This is a genomic window from Bradyrhizobium guangdongense (assembly GCF_004114975.1).
GTDB lineage: Bacteria > Pseudomonadota > Alphaproteobacteria > Rhizobiales > Xanthobacteraceae > Bradyrhizobium > Bradyrhizobium guangdongense.
Genome location: NZ_CP030052.1, coordinates 595103 through 608721 on the forward strand (window position 1 = coordinate 595103; position 13619 = coordinate 608721).

Genomic DNA, 13619 nt, shown 5'->3' on the forward strand with positions numbered 1-13619 from the left:
GCTGAAGGCGCTGCGGCTCGAGGACATGCGGCTGCCGGTCGCCTATGTGAAGACGTTCCAGGGGCCGGCCACCGGCATCGTGGTCGAGCGCGAGCGGCTCGACAAGTTCGGCCGGCCGCTGCTCGGCGCCACCATCAAGCCGAAGCTCGGCCTCTCGGGCCGCAATTACGGCCGCGTGGTCTATGAGGCGCTGAAGGGCGGGCTCGACTTCACCAAGGACGACGAGAACATCAACTCGCAGCCCTTCATGCACTGGCGCGACCGCTTCCTCTACTGCATGGAAGGCGTCAACCGCGCGCAGGCGGCGTCGGGCGAGGTGAAGGGCACCTATCTCAACATCACGGCCGCGACCATGGAGGACATGTACGAGCGTGCGGAGTTCGCCAAGGAGCTCGGCTCGGTCGTGGTCATGATCGACCTCGTGATCGGCTACACCGCGATCCAGTCGATGGCGAAATGGGCGCGCCGCAACGACATGATCCTGCATCTGCACCGCGCCGGTCACTCGACCTATACGCGCCAGAAGAGCCATGGCGTGTCGTTCCGCGTCATCGCCAAATGGATGCGGCTCGCCGGAGTCGATCACATCCACGCCGGCACGGTCGTCGGCAAGCTCGAGGGCGATCCCAACACCACGCGCGGCTATTACGACATCTGCCGCGACGACTTCAACCCGATGAAGCTCGAGCACGGCGTGTTCTTCGACCAGAGCTGGGCGAGCCTGAATAAGCTAATGCCAGTGGCTTCCGGCGGCATCCATGCCGGCCAGATGCACCAGCTGCTCGACCTGCTCGGCGAGGACGTCGTGCTGCAGTTCGGCGGCGGGACCATCGGCCACCCCATGGGTATCCAGGCCGGGGCGACCGCCAACCGGGTGGCGCTGGAAGCGATGATCCTCGCTCGCAACGAGGGACGTGACTACGTTCACGAAGGCCCAGAGATCCTGGCCAAGGCCGCAGCGACCTGCACGCCGCTGAAGGCCGCGCTGGAGACCTGGAAAGACGTCACTTTCAACTATCAATCCACCGACACGCCGGACTTCGTGCCGACGGCGCTCGCCGCTGTCTAAAGGAGAGCAAAGATGAAACTGACCCAAGGCTGTTTCTCCTTCCTGCCCGATCTCAGCGACGAGCAGATTACCAAGCAGGTGCAATATTGCCTGAGCAAGGGTTGGGCGGTGAACATCGAGTTCACCGACGACCCGCATCCCCGCAACACCTATTGGGAGATGTGGGGTCTGCCGATGTTCGATCTCGCGGACGCTGCCGGCGTGATGATGGAGCTCGCCGAATGCCGCAGGGTGTATGGCGACCGCTACATCCGCGTCTCGGGATTCGATTCCAGCCATGGCTGGGAGTCGGTGCGCATCTCGTTCCTCGTCAACCGGCCCGCGAAGGAGGCTGAGTTCGAGCTGGTGCGCCAGGAGATGGCCGTACGCTCGGTACGTTACACCACCGTACACCGGCAACCTCGGCCGGCTTCCTCTTAGTCGCTTTCCGCTCGGAGCGACTCTTTCTCCCCGCTCCGACTCCCTGGCGGACAACTGCTTCGCCGTCATTTGCGGCGGCGAAGCCTCTTTATTCGAGGTCCAAGATGCTGGATGTGCCGCACACGACGACCATTGAGGTCAATGAGGTGCCTACTGCGTTTGACCTGCGCAAGGAGGCCGAGGCGGCGGGGATCACGGAGACCTTGCACCAGCTCGAACAAGAGTTGATCGGCTTGAAGCCCGTCAAGCAGCGGGTGCGGCAGATCGCTTCGCTCCTGTTGATTGAGCGGATCCGGCAGCGGGCCGGGCTCGTCTCCTCGGCCCCGACGCTGCACATGTCCTTCACCGGCAATCCCGGCACCGGTAAGACTACCGTCGCCCTGCGCATGGCGAAGATCTTGCACGGCCTCGGCTTCGTGCGGCGCGGACAGGTGATCTCGGTGACGCGCGACGACCTTGTCGGTCAGTATATCGGTCACACTGCGCCGAAGACCAAGGAGATCCTGAAGAAGGCGATGGGCGGCGTACTGTTCATCGACGAGGCCTATTACCTGCACCGGCCCGACAACGAGCGCGACTATGGTCAGGAAGCCATCGAGATCTTGCTGCAAGTCATGGAAAACCAGCGCGAGGATCTCGTCGTCATTCTCGCGGGTTATGGCGAACGGATGACCAGTTTCTTTGCCTCCAATCCAGGCTTCCGATCACGCATCGCCCACCACATCGAGTTTCCCGACTATTCGGAGGCGGAGCTGCTCTACATTGCCGAGCTTATGCTGAGGGAGCGCGGCTACCGCTTCTCGGCCGCGGCACGCGAGTCGTTCGAAAGATACATTGTGCTGCGCCGGACTCAGCCGTTCTTCTCCAATGCGCGCTCGGTCCGCAACGCTGTCGATCGCATCCGGTTGCGCCAGGCCGATCGGCTGGTCTCCGATCTCGACCGGATGCTCGAGATCGCTGATCTCGAAACCATCGATCCCTCCGACGTATTGGCGAGCCGCGTGTTCAGCGGCGGAGCTGGCAGCGAGCAGGCGACCGGGAGCAAATGTCCATGACCAGGGATATCGTCATTGCTCCCTCGATCCTGGCGGCGAATTTCGCGCGTCTCGGCGAGGAGGTCGCGGCGATCGACGCAGCCGGCGCTGACTGGATCCATTGCGATGTCATGGACGGGCACTTCGTGCCGAACATCAGTTTCGGTGCGGACGTGATAAAGGCGGTGAGGCCGTTCACCACGAAGACGTTTGACGTTCACCTCATGATAGCGCCCGTCGACGCTTATCTTGAAGGCTTTGCCAAAGCCGGTGCCGACATCATCACGATTCATGCGGAAGCCGGTCCACATCTCGATAGTTCGCTGCAGGCTATTCGCGCGCTCGGCAAGAAAGCGGGCGTAAGCCTGTGTCCGTCGACGCCGGAGGGTACAATCGAATATGTGCTCGATAGGTTGGATCTGGTGCTTGTCATGACCGTCAATCCGGGCTTCGGTGGCCAGGCGTTTTTGGAGTGCCAGATCCCCAAGATCAGGCGCATTCGCGCCATGATCGGCGATCGCCCGATCCGCCTTCAGGTCGATGGTGGTATCACGTGCCACAATGCTGCCGCCGTCGTGGAGGCTGGGGCCGACACGTTGGTGGCGGGTTCAGCCCTGTTTGGCGGCAATATCGCTGCCGAGTACGCCACCAATATCGCGGGCCTACGAATGGCAACTAGGGTTGGCCGGTCCCCGAGTTAGACTTCGGCATGGGTCAACAAACACGCAGGACGCGGCGGCTAGGCGCTATGCCGGAGGGACGATGGGGCCGTCGCGGTGAATTCCTCTGCCGTGCGCTTTAGTGGGAACTGCTCGGCTCGACCTCATCGTGATGAACCGCTGAACCATCACAAAGGCGTCAAGTCGAGCGCAAAAGCCATTGCGACGAGTAGAGAGAGCAGAAGGCCTGCTCCACAAAATATACCAAGAATCTTGAGAGTATCGCCGTCCTCAGCTGGTTTTCTGACCGTGCTGGAAACGACTCTTGCGATTTGCGCGATCATCCTGCAACTCCAATTGGCAATGCCAGACTGAAAGCAATTTATACTGAGAACAGCGTCATCGGGCCAGCATTGCAAGCATGAGAGGCTACTCTGCCTAGACCAAATGTCTGGCGGAGGCTTTTTTCAGATCGTTTTCGTATGCCTGCAAAAGTGCTGTTGAAGCGTCCACTGGCGCTTCGCATTGCGTAGCCTCGTCGCGGCCAGCCGATCTTATTTTAGAAACCCCGATTTCTGGCTCTTACCCAACCTTACCCAAACTCTGTGTCAAAAGCCGCTTAGCCCGTTAGAATGGCGCATAGCCTTCGCCTACCACGGCCTCTGCTAGAGGAGAGGGCGCGTGGTTTGCGGGCCAAAGAGCCCATCGGAGGGAATCATGCCAAGGACGCTAGCCGTTGTTTGCGGTCATTCGGCTCAACTTATCAAAAAAGCTCTCATTAACTCCACCGTGTGCGCCGGGGCGGCACTGGCTGCCACCCAGGCCTACGCAGAAGACATCAACTGGCGGCAATTCGAAGGCACGTCCATCGTCTGGGCCTACGATATTCACCCCTATGCTGACGCTGTTGCGGCTCAACTGCCCGAGTTCGAGAAACTCACCGGCATCAAGGTGACGCCGGAGCTTTATCCGGATGATGCCTATTGGAATAAGCTAACGATCCAGCTCAGCACGAAATCGCCAAGCTGGGATGTCGTCGGCACGGGCATCCAGCCCGCCTGGGACCTTGCCCCGGGCCAACTGCTCGAACCGCTCGATCGCTATCTAAACGATTCAAAGCTCACCTCTGCAGCCTACGACTACAAGGACTTCTTCCCAGCCTTGCGCGAAGCGCTGACATGGAAGGTCAAGGAGGGCCAGATCGAGGCCGGCAGCGGGCAGGTCTGGGCGATCCCCCATGGCTTCGAGAACATCCAGTTGTTCTACCGCAAGGATGTGCTGGACAAGCACGGTATCAAAGTCCCGAGCACCCCGCCGGAGATGTCGGCCGCTTGTGAGAAACTCAAAGCTGCCGATCCCACCATCACGCCTCTCGGCGTTCGCGGCGTAAGGTTCTGGAGCAGCATCCACACGGCTGCGATCTCGATTGCGAGGTCCTATGGCGTGCACGATTTCGTCGTCAAAGACGGCAAACTCGACACGGGCCTGGATTCGCCAGAGTCGATCGCCTTCCACAAAGACTATGTCGACATGATCAAGAAATGCGCTGCTCCCTCCTTTGCCAATGACAATTGGTACCAGGTGGTCGAAGGGATCAATTCAGGGCGGACCGCCATGGCGATCGATTCCAACATGTTCGGTTTCTGGAACGACGTCGCCGGCAAGCCCGCCTCCGGCAAGATCGCCTTTGCACCACCGTTGCGCGCACCGAACGGCAAGAACTTCGAATCCAACATCTGGATCTGGTCTCTGGCCATGAACGCCGCCTCCCAGAAGAAGGGCGCGGCCTGGCTCTTCATCCAATGGGCGACCTCCAAGCAGGTCGAGCTGAACGGTGCCGTTGCGGGCAAGCTCGTCAACTCTCCGCGCGCATCGACCTGGAGCGACAAGGCCTGGCTCGAATACGCCGCAAAGCCTGAATTCAACAACTTCGTCGAGACGTTCAAGACTGTGCAGGACCAGGCGCAACTCGCCTTTACGGCCCGCGTCGGCTTCGCCGAGGCAATGAATGCCTGGGCGGTGGCGATGCAGAAGATGGTCAATGGAGCGGATGTGAAGGCAACGCTGACCGACCTTGCCTCCGAGATCCGTTCGTCGATGTGAAGTCCCAAAGGGGGTGGTAGGCTTGCATGCCGCCCCCTTGGATTTCGATGTCAGTTGAAATGTATTCTTCAGGATTAGACGCAATCGTGACGCTGCAGTCTTCAGTGAGCCAACTCGCTTCGGCGCAAGACGGCGCGGCCAAGAGTGCCAGCCCGCCGCGCCTTGACTGGTGGAGCATCGCCGCGATCGCGCCGGCGGTCTTGATCCTTCTTGGCTTTCTGTTCCTGTTCTTCTACGGCGTATTTCAGTCCCTGACGGATCTCAAGTTCGGCCGGCCACTGGTCCACTTTATTGGCCTTACCAATTACGCCGCGTTGATCAAGACAGACGACTTCTGGAATAGCGTCCGAGCAACACTTGTCTACGCTGGTTCAGCGGTCCTTGCGGAAGCCGTGCTCGGCGTTGCCCTCGCCAAGCTCTTTGCCACCGAAGTGTTCCTGGCACGCGTGATGCGGCCGGTCATTCTGTTGCCACTCGTGCTTCCGCCCATGAGCGTTGCCTTGATGTGGACGACGATGATGGATCCGCAGAGCGGCATCCTGAACTATCTGCTGTCGCTTGTAGGAATGGGCCGGTTTGCATGGATTTCTGATCCCGCGACAGCGATGATTTCCCTCGTCCTGATCGACATATGGACTTACACCCCCTTTTTCACGCTGATCATCTTCGCCGGCCTCCAGGGCATCAATGAGGAGATCAGGGAGGCCGCGCGCGTCAATGGTGCAAAGGGCTGGGCAACCTTCCTCTACATCGAGCTGCCGTTGATCGCGCCCTACATCCTGATTGCTGCGGTCTTCCGTCTGATCGAATCTCTCAATCAATTCGACATCATTTTCGGAACGACGCAAGGCGGTCCCGGCAACAGCACCTCCGTTCTTTCCGTGCGCGCCTACATCACCGCATTCCAGAACCTCGCCTTCGGCCGGGGCGCGGCCCTCATGGTCGTCAATTGGATCATCGTCCTGGCCGGAGCGTTCCTCACGGTCAAGTTGTGGCGATACGTCCGACAACGCGTTAGCTGAAGAGACGCGACATGCGCCTAAATCGCTCAGGATCGACAAATATCGCTCTCAATCTGCTGGTTGGCATCTGCGCGCTCACTCTCGCTTTTCCGCTGATCTGGATCCTGCTGATGTCGTTGAAACAGCAGGGCGAGGTCATGGCCTGGCCGCCCAAGTTCATCTTCTCGCCGACGCTTGAGAATTTCCGGGTGCTGTTCGACGCCGCGCAGGCCGGCGCGACAAGCTATGGCACCATCAAGGTTGATTTCCTCACGCCAGTGACAAATAGCGTCGCCATCGCGCTCGGATCTGTTTTCGTCTCAATGCTCCTTGGCGTGCCCGCCGGTTACGTTCTGGCAAGGCGAGACATCCCGATGAAGGAGGACATCGCCTTCTTCATTCTTGGCTTCAGGTTCGCCCCGGCCTTGCTCGTCGTCATCCCGCTCTTCAACGTGTTCCAGACCATCGGACTCTACGACACCTATCTCGGCATGATCTGGGTCTACCAGGTCGTCACGCTGCCTATGATCGTGTGGTTGAGCCGCTCCTACATCGAGGATATTCCAAAGGACATCGAGGAGGCTGCAGCGATGGACGGGGCCAAACCTGTCAGGGTCATTCTGCATATCGTGCTGCCGCTTCTCAAGCCCGGCCTGATCGGCGCCTCCTTGCTGATCTTTCTGCTGGCCTGGCACAACTTCGCGCTCGGCTTGATCCTGAGCTCCACCAAGGCGCCGGTGACCGTCGCGCTACTCAAGCTGCTCAATCCGGGGGTGCAGTTCTATCCCGTCATGGCTGCAGGACTGGTCGTTACCATGATCATTCCGGTGATCTTGATCGTGATGGGCCAGCGCCACCTCGAACGTGGTCTCACTTTCGGGGCAGTAAAATGAATCCCAGGCCCTTGATGTTCTTTGGAACGACCAATCTCGACCTCTGCTTCAATGTCGAGCGGCTGCCAACGCCGGGTGAAAGTTTGATGGGCAAATTGAACCGCAATCCTGGAGGGAAGGGCGCCAATCAAGCCGTAGCGGCCGCACGGCTTGGACTGAAGCCCCTATTCTACACCCGTCTTGGCGGGGACGAGGCTGGCCAGTCCCTCTTGCAGTCACTGCGCGAAGCCGGAGTCCGTGCTGAGGCCATCACCATTTGTGCCGGTGAGGTCTCCGGCTCGGCCCTCGTCCTGGTGGGAGACGACGGTTCGAACATGATCGTGATCGATCCGGGCGCCAATCTGAATGTGATGCCGGCCATGGTTGAGAGCGCGGCCGCATTCATCGCGCCAGGCGCGCTCGTTGTTGCCGAAATGGGCTTGCCCATCTCCGCCCTCAACCGGCTCTTTGAAATGAAAAGCGAGAAGGGCTTCGAACTCATTTTTAATCCGGCGCCGGTCAGACCCGGGCTTTCGCCGGCGGCATGGCGACAAGTCGATTACGTGACCCCCAACCAGACCGAGGCCTTCGAGCTGACCGGGGTAGAGGTGACCGATTTCGACAGCGCCGCAGTGGCGGCGTCCAAGCTTCTGCACCTCGGACCCAAAGCCGCACTGATCACGCTGGGAGCGCAGGGCGCCTTCTATGCCGACGCGGCGCACTCGTTTGCGCTGCGTGCCTTTCCCGTCAAAGTCGTCGATACCACGGCCGCCGGGGACGCCTTCAATGGCGCTTTTGCCGCTTCGCTCGCTCAAGGCCTGCCTCTGAGGGATTCGGTCAGACGAGCACTAGCCGTTGCTGCCCTGTGCGTAACGCGCCGCGGGGCGCAGGCCTCAATGCCGCTGGCAGCAGAGGTCGATGAATTCCTCAAATCACAAACGATCTTGGAGTTGGAATGACCGAACAGTTCTCAGTCTCAGACAGAACGGTGCTCGTGACAGGGGCAGGGGGCGGCATCGGATCTGCCATTGTGAATGCGTTTCGGGCAGGAGGGGCCAACGTCGTTGCCACCGACGCCAATCTCGAAAGCCTCAGGCAGACATTGGTAGGACTTCCCCATGGCAATGGCGTGTTGCCGATGGCCATGGACGTTTCGCGCGAAGAGGACGTGGCGCGCGTGCTCGAGGAGATCGGAAAACGATTCGGCCGGCTCGACGTGCTCGTCAACAATGCCGGCGTTAAATCTGCCCAGCCGCTCCTCAGCGGGGCGGCCGACAAGATCGAACGCACAATCCAGATCAACTCGGTCGCAATCCTCCGCTGCTCGAAGCTCGCGATCGAGCGCTTCATGACAACCAAGGGCGGCCGCATCGTCAATGTCGGTTCCTCCTTGTCTTCGCAAGGCGCCGTATTCAACTATCAGGCCGGAGGGGCGGACTATTGCCTCTCCAAGGCAATCGTTCACGACATCACAAAGCTCCTTGCTTATGAATGCGCGCCGCTCAAGATCAATGTGAATGCAATCGCACCGGGGATCATCGACACCCCCATGCATGGCCGTCCGCGTGAGGAGACGGAAGCCCGCCATAGCGGCCGAATCCCATTGGGACGGGTTGGATTGCCGAACGACATTGCCGGCCTTGCCGTGTTTCTCGCAAGCCCTGCGGCCTCCTACATGACCGGCCAGATCGTTCACGTGAACGGCGGGATGCTGATGAATGGCTAAGTCCGGCACTCAGCTTCAATGGCCCGAGATCGCCGGTGTCATTTCCGATCTGGATGGCGTGGTCTACCGGGGGAACGCCGCGATCGCGGACGCCATCGAAGCCTTCAAGAGCTGGCAGCGGGCAAAACTTCCCTTCTGCTTCGTCACTAACAATTCGACCCACACGCCGGAAGATGTTGTGCGCAAGGTCGGAGGTTTCGGGCTTTCGATCTCCCCGAGGCAGGTCGTGACGAGCGCCATCACGGCCGCGGCGCTCATTCGCGCCCAATACCCGAAACTGACACGGGCCTTTGTCATCGGCGCGCCATCCCTTGCCAAAGCGATCGAGGAGGCGGGCCTCGAAGTCACCGATGCGAAGCCTGAAGTCGTGGTGATGGGGCTCGACCGCCAGATTACGCATGACAAGCTGCGAATTGCTGCTGCGGCTATCCTGGGCGGCGCCGTGTTCATAGGCACAAACCCTGATCTTCTCTTGCCGACTGCGGACGGCTTCGAACCAGGGGCAGGGGCCATGATCACGGCAGTTGCAGCCGCAACTCAAGTCCAGCCTCTGATCGTCGGCAAACCCGAGACGCACATGATCGAAGCCGCGCTTTCGCGGCTTGGAACGCCACGTCAATCCACATTGATGATCGGCGACCAGATACAGACAGATATCCAGGCCGGCAAGCGCGCCGGCCTTCCTGCCGTGCTCGTCACGACAGGCGTCCCACCTCGCAAGGACGCCGCGCTGCTGCCAGCCGACTTTACCGTGTCCAGCCTTTCAGAAATCGCCGTGAAGGCTGGTGTAGACACCGTACGGCAGAGGAGAGCGTGATGGCCAATGTTCGCCTGGAAGGCCTCAACAAGGCCTATGGCACTATCCAGATCCTGCGCAATATCGACCTCACCATCGATCACGGCGAATTCGTCGTCTTCGTCGGGCCTTCAGGGTCGGGCAAGTCGACCCTGCTGCGCATGATCGGCGGTCTCGAGCCGATTAGCGGAGGACGGCTTTTCATCGACAATGAGCTCGTCAACGACGTGGACGCGGCCGACCGCAATCTAGGCATGGTGTTCCAGAGCTACGCCCTCTATCCGCACATGACCGTCCGGGAAAACCTGGCTTTCCCCTTGCGGATGGCCAAAGCGACGAAAGCGGAGATCGGGAAGCGTGTCGCTGAGGCCGCGTCCTTATTGCAGATCGACCATTTGCTCGATCGCAAGCCACGGCAGCTCTCCGGCGGCCAGCGCCAGCGCGTGGCGATCGGGCGGGCCATCGTCCGCGAGCCCAAGGTGTTTCTGTTTGACGAGCCGCTGTCCAACCTCGACACCGAGCTGCGGGTGCAGATGCGGGTCCAGATCGCCAAGCTCCACGAGCAGCTTGGAAACACCATGATCTACGTCACTCACGATCAGGTCGAGGCCATGACCATGGCTGACAAGATCGTCGTGCTCAAGGACGGCAATATCGAGCAGGTGGGGAGCCCCCACGAGCTCTATCACTACCCGGCGTCGCGCTTCGTCGCCGGCTTCATTGGCTCGCCTAAGATGAATTTTTTGGGCGGTCATATCGAGGCCGCGCACGAGACAGGGGTGGAGGTCAGGCTTGACGCGGGCTCGACCGTCTCGGTCCCCGTTCGGCCGGATCAATTGCTGGTCGGCAAGCCGATCACGCTCGGGATCCGTCCCGATGATTTCTCGCAGCCGGCAGAAGACAAAGAGATCGCTCTCGAGCTGGACGTCGATTTCGTCGAGCACCTTGGCAGCGTCACCTACATCTACGGCAACGCGGGCAAGGAAGCCGTGGTCGCCAAAGCGCCACGGCTCGAGCCAGCCAAACGATCTGGCAAGGTCCGCCTTGCGGCTTCACCAGCCGATTGCCACCTGTTCACGGCCAACGGCAAGGCCCTGCAGCGGTTGCACGCACCGGCAAATTGGAGCTAATTTTCGGGCCTGCCGCACAGGAGGGGCGGCCGGTATGCACAACCGGGTAGAGCAGGTCAAGAACGCAGGAATCAGGCAGTTCTTCCGCAATTCCCGTTCATTCGTGCTCGGGGCAGGCATCGGCTCGGGCATGACCGCAAGGGCGGCCGAACGGGCGGGTGCAGATTTTGTCCTTGCGCTCAACGCTGGCCGTTTTCGCGCCATGGGCGGCTCCTCGCCAGCCTCGATCCTGCCCATCCGCGATAGCAACGAATTCGTCGCCGGATTCGGCCGAACCGAGATCCTGCCCAGCACCAAACTGCCGGTCTTTTTCGGCGCATGCACCTTCGATCCGCGCCTCGATCTCGATCGCTTCCTCGACCGGATCATCCGATGGGGCTTTACAGGGGTTACCAATTTCCCCTCCGTCATCCACATCGACGATTTTAGAAGGTCCTTGCTCGAGAAATCTGGCCTCGGCTACGAGCGAGAAATCGAACTTCTAACAAAAGCCCGTCAACGCGGTTTGATGACGATTGCCTATACCCGCTCCCAGGCCGAAGCGCGGCGCATGGTCGAGGCAGGCATTGAGGCGATCTGCATCAACTTCAATCTCAATCGCAGCGTCGAAAGCGGATCTGATCCATCGATCAGCCAGTCCGAGCTCGCAGCGCGGACCAGCGCCGTGACACGGGTGGCGCACTCCACCGACAAGAACGTCATCTGTCTACTCGGCGGCGGACCCATTACAAAGCCGGACGAACTCCTCGATATCTGCCGCGAAACGGGCGTCCAGGGCTTCATAGGCGGCTCTTCGCTGGACCGGGTCCCGTTGGAGATGTCGGTCCTCGAGGTCACATCCGGGTTCAAGACGATTCATCTCTTGCGCGAGAAAGTCGATCTGCTCGAGCGTCAGCTCCAATTGAGCGGGTTCAGGCACGGCGTCATTGCCCAATCCTCAGTCATGAAGCGGGTGCTCGAGACCGCCAAACGCCTGGCTGCCAATCCTAATCCTGTGCTCGTGTGGGGCGAAACGGGCTCGGGAAAACGCAGGATAGCGAATCTCGTTCACAGCTTCAGCGACCGCAAACATACAAAGGCTGCGCTCTTCCAGTGCCGCGCGGGGCCGGCAGCGGGCAACATCGGTGCATTGTTCGGCGCGGAGCGCGACGAGACCAGGAAGCGCCAACTATCGATTCTTGAAGCTGCAAACGGCACTGCCGTCCTGCTGCTGCATCTGGATCAACTGCCGCGGGATGGCCAGGAGCGTCTTGCTGATTACCTCGAGACCGGCGGTTTTGCACCCCTGAACGGGGTATCGGTCGTGCGGTCCAACGCACGGATCATTGCAACAGCGACAATTGCTCGCAGCGCCAGCCTTCAAACCGTGCTCTGTCCTCGGCTTCTTGCCCTGTTTACCGGGCTTGACATTGCCCTGCCGGCCTTGCCGGACAGGCTCGAAGACCTTCCCCAACTGGTCCAGCATTTCACGGTGGAAGCGAAGGGAGATTCAAACGCGCCGACGTTGGGAATAGAGAATTCTGCCTTCCTGGCGCTTGCCGGGCATGATTGGCCGGGAAACCTGCGAGAGTTGCGCCAAATCGTCAACCAGCTGGTGACGCTGCAACTGTCACACATTACGGCTGACGTCCTAAGGCCTTTGCTGACCGCGTCATCGGCCGTGAAACGGACAAATGTGTTCTCCGAGCGCGAGTGGATCATCGAAGGGCTGAAACGAAACAAGCTCCACCGCGGAAAAACTGCCCAGTCCCTTGGACTCTCCAGGAAGACCCTCTACAACAAGATCAAGAAGCTGCGGATCCTGGAGTAGCTCTGCTCCTCATTATTTTCGCGCTGGCGGCTTCGTGCCGCTCAGAAGCGCGAACTTCGCCACCGGCGCTCCTCGCTTCCCGGCGCTTACCAAATCGACGCCATCGCCAATCACGAACTTGAGCGCTTCTTCCGGCATCTGGACCAGGCCGGCCAGATGCGAGCCGATGCGCCGCTCGGCCATTGCGGTCTTAGAGATGTCGTCCGTCGCGAACAACACCCTGAAGTCCAAATTGGCAAACCATTCCAGACGTCGAAGCTCGATCTCCTGTCCGCTTTCAATGGGCGTCCCTGTCGTTGACCGCTCAATGAGAGACGCCGGCGGGAAGTTGATGATCCCCTTGATCCCGGCCTCTTTCAACGCATCGGCAAGATCCTCCCAGCACGCGAAGGGATCGATCATGACGATCGCGGCGTAAACACCCGCAGATCTCTCCTTTCGGAACGTGCGCAGATCCCGTAACAGACAATCGTTCCAGTCAACGACGGGCAAGGTCGCCATGACCAGCATGGAGCCTTCCGGAAGGCTCCCTAAAGCCGGCGCATAGATTGCTAGGCAATAACCCTCGCGCGTGTCCGACCTGCTTGAAATGAGCTCGCCGACTGCTCTTTGCTTCAACCGCCTCTACCCAATCTTACCCATTTAAACATCGCACTGATCTTATACGGCATTTCAGTTCGGTCTAGAGATCTGCACGACATCTAGGCACGTCAGGCTTCCGACGACGTCTCATCTATCCGCTGGCAGGCCGGCCTCGTCTGCTTCCTCCCTCGACTTACGCCGCTGTTGGAGAGCTCCAGCAGCGGTCTCTTTTTAGAATTCAATTCACAGGCATTGAACCGCGCGAGCTGTCCACCCGCCCGCCACTTGGCACTTTTTGCAATGGGTGAAACAGCGTCCCAAGGGCTGGCGGAGATGACCTTCGCCTGCTGCGCACCGCGTGCGTCTCATGGGCCCGAAAGGACGCCGGACAGAAGATGCCGGAAGAGGAGAGGGGAA

The 13619-nt window shown here is 60.1% G+C and carries 13 protein-coding genes and 1 pseudogene; 12 read left to right on the top strand and 2 right to left on the bottom strand.

The features are described from left to right. Window position 1 precedes the first annotated feature (1 nt). The 4 genes and pseudogenes from X265_RS41805 to rpe form a co-directional block, all read left to right on the top strand. A pseudogene (locus X265_RS41805) lies at window positions 2-1069 on the top strand (ribulose-bisphosphate carboxylase large subunit); the annotation flags it as partial. Window positions 1070-1081: 12 nt separating this feature from the next. Then, window positions 1082-1489, top strand: coding sequence for a ribulose bisphosphate carboxylase small subunit (locus X265_RS38445; protein ID WP_128969534.1), 408 nt, complete (start codon window positions 1082-1084; stop codon window positions 1487-1489). 104 nt (window positions 1490-1593) lie between these two features. After that, window positions 1594-2544 carry a CbbX protein gene (cbbX, locus tag X265_RS38450; protein WP_128955160.1) on the top strand — a complete coding sequence of 317 codons (951 nt, stop codon included), beginning with the start codon at window positions 1594-1596 and terminating at the stop codon, window positions 2542-2544. After that, the gene (gene rpe / locus X265_RS38455; RefSeq protein WP_128929480.1) at window positions 2541-3224 is read left to right on the top strand and encodes a ribulose-phosphate 3-epimerase; all 684 of its coding nucleotides are present in this window, start codon (window positions 2541-2543) and stop codon (window positions 3222-3224) included. The genes cbbX and rpe overlap by 4 nt, the downstream gene beginning before the upstream one ends. Window positions 3225-3370: 146 nt before the next feature. Here rpe and X265_RS40925 read toward each other — a convergent pair whose 3' ends face one another. After that, window positions 3371-3526 (bottom strand): hypothetical protein, encoded by a 156-nt coding sequence (locus X265_RS40925; protein WP_164933596.1) that lies wholly within the window; start codon window positions 3524-3526, stop codon window positions 3371-3373. 373 nt (window positions 3527-3899) lie between these two features. On the opposite strand from X265_RS40925, the gene X265_RS38460 reads away from it, so the two are divergent. From X265_RS38460 to X265_RS38495, 8 genes are all read left to right on the top strand, one after another. Next, on the top strand, window positions 3900-5285 hold the full coding sequence (locus X265_RS38460) for an ABC transporter substrate-binding protein (protein ID WP_128929481.1): 1386 nt from the start codon (window positions 3900-3902) through the stop codon (window positions 5283-5285). Between the two features lie 86 nt (window positions 5286-5371). Then, a complete protein-coding gene (locus tag X265_RS38465; protein WP_232995562.1) occupies window positions 5372-6307 on the top strand; it encodes a carbohydrate ABC transporter permease in 936 nt (311 codons plus the stop codon). A gap of 11 nt (window positions 6308-6318) precedes the next feature. Beyond that, on the top strand, window positions 6319-7179 hold the full coding sequence (locus X265_RS38470; RefSeq protein WP_128929482.1) for a carbohydrate ABC transporter permease: 861 nt from the start codon (window positions 6319-6321) through the stop codon (window positions 7177-7179). Next, window positions 7176-8117: a ribokinase gene (locus X265_RS38475; protein WP_128929483.1), complete on the top strand. Its 942-nt coding sequence runs from the start codon at window positions 7176-7178 to the stop codon at window positions 8115-8117. The genes X265_RS38470 and X265_RS38475 overlap by 4 nt, the downstream gene beginning before the upstream one ends. Continuing rightward, a complete protein-coding gene (locus X265_RS38480) occupies window positions 8114-8884 on the top strand; it encodes an SDR family NAD(P)-dependent oxidoreductase (protein ID WP_128929484.1) in 771 nt (256 codons plus the stop codon). The genes X265_RS38475 and X265_RS38480 overlap by 4 nt, the downstream gene beginning before the upstream one ends. Next, window positions 8877-9701 carry an HAD-IIA family hydrolase gene (locus X265_RS38485; protein WP_128955161.1) on the top strand — a complete coding sequence of 275 codons (825 nt, stop codon included), beginning with the start codon at window positions 8877-8879 and terminating at the stop codon, window positions 9699-9701. Before X265_RS38480 ends, X265_RS38485 begins: the two co-directional genes overlap by 8 nt. Continuing rightward, entirely contained in the window at window positions 9701-10810 is a 1110-nt protein-coding gene (locus X265_RS38490) for an ABC transporter ATP-binding protein (protein ID WP_128929486.1), read from the top strand. The genes X265_RS38485 and X265_RS38490 overlap by 1 nt, the downstream gene beginning before the upstream one ends. Window positions 10811-10844: 34 nt before the next feature. Further along, complete coding sequence (locus tag X265_RS38495; protein WP_128929487.1) at window positions 10845-12620, top strand: phosphoenolpyruvate hydrolase family protein; 1776 nt, start codon at window positions 10845-10847, stop codon at window positions 12618-12620. A gap of 12 nt (window positions 12621-12632) precedes the next feature. Here X265_RS38495 and X265_RS38500 read toward each other — a convergent pair whose 3' ends face one another. Next, window positions 12633-13130 carry a hypothetical protein gene (locus X265_RS38500; RefSeq protein WP_232995564.1) on the bottom strand — a complete coding sequence of 166 codons (498 nt, stop codon included), beginning with the start codon at window positions 13128-13130 and terminating at the stop codon, window positions 12633-12635. Between the last annotated feature and the right edge of the window lie 489 nt (window positions 13131-13619).

Excerpts from the sequence above, each read along its gene's own strand:
- rpe (WP_128929480.1), top strand. The coding sequence starts at position 2,541 with ATGACCAGGGATATCGTCATTGCTCCCTCGATCCTGGCGGCGAATTTC.
- X265_RS38495 (WP_128929487.1), top strand. The coding sequence starts at position 10,845 with ATGCACAACCGGGTAGAGCAGGTCAAGAACGCAGGAATCAGGCAGTTC.
- X265_RS38460 (WP_128929481.1), top strand. The coding sequence starts at position 3,900 with ATGCCAAGGACGCTAGCCGTTGTTTGCGGTCATTCGGCTCAACTTATC.
- X265_RS40925 (WP_164933596.1), bottom strand. The coding sequence starts at position 3,526 with ATGATCGCGCAAATCGCAAGAGTCGTTTCCAGCACGGTCAGAAAACCA.
- X265_RS38480 (WP_128929484.1), top strand. The coding sequence starts at position 8,114 with ATGACCGAACAGTTCTCAGTCTCAGACAGAACGGTGCTCGTGACAGGG.
- X265_RS38445 (WP_128969534.1), top strand. The coding sequence starts at position 1,082 with ATGAAACTGACCCAAGGCTGTTTCTCCTTCCTGCCCGATCTCAGCGAC.
- X265_RS38475 (WP_128929483.1), top strand. The coding sequence starts at position 7,176 with ATGAATCCCAGGCCCTTGATGTTCTTTGGAACGACCAATCTCGACCTC.
- X265_RS38470 (WP_128929482.1), top strand. The coding sequence starts at position 6,319 with ATGCGCCTAAATCGCTCAGGATCGACAAATATCGCTCTCAATCTGCTG.
- X265_RS38490 (WP_128929486.1), top strand. The coding sequence starts at position 9,701 with ATGGCCAATGTTCGCCTGGAAGGCCTCAACAAGGCCTATGGCACTATC.
- cbbX (WP_128955160.1), top strand. The coding sequence starts at position 1,594 with ATGCTGGATGTGCCGCACACGACGACCATTGAGGTCAATGAGGTGCCT.
- X265_RS38485 (WP_128955161.1), top strand. The coding sequence starts at position 8,877 with ATGGCTAAGTCCGGCACTCAGCTTCAATGGCCCGAGATCGCCGGTGTC.
- X265_RS38500 (WP_232995564.1), bottom strand. The coding sequence starts at position 13,130 with ATGCTGGTCATGGCGACCTTGCCCGTCGTTGACTGGAACGATTGTCTG.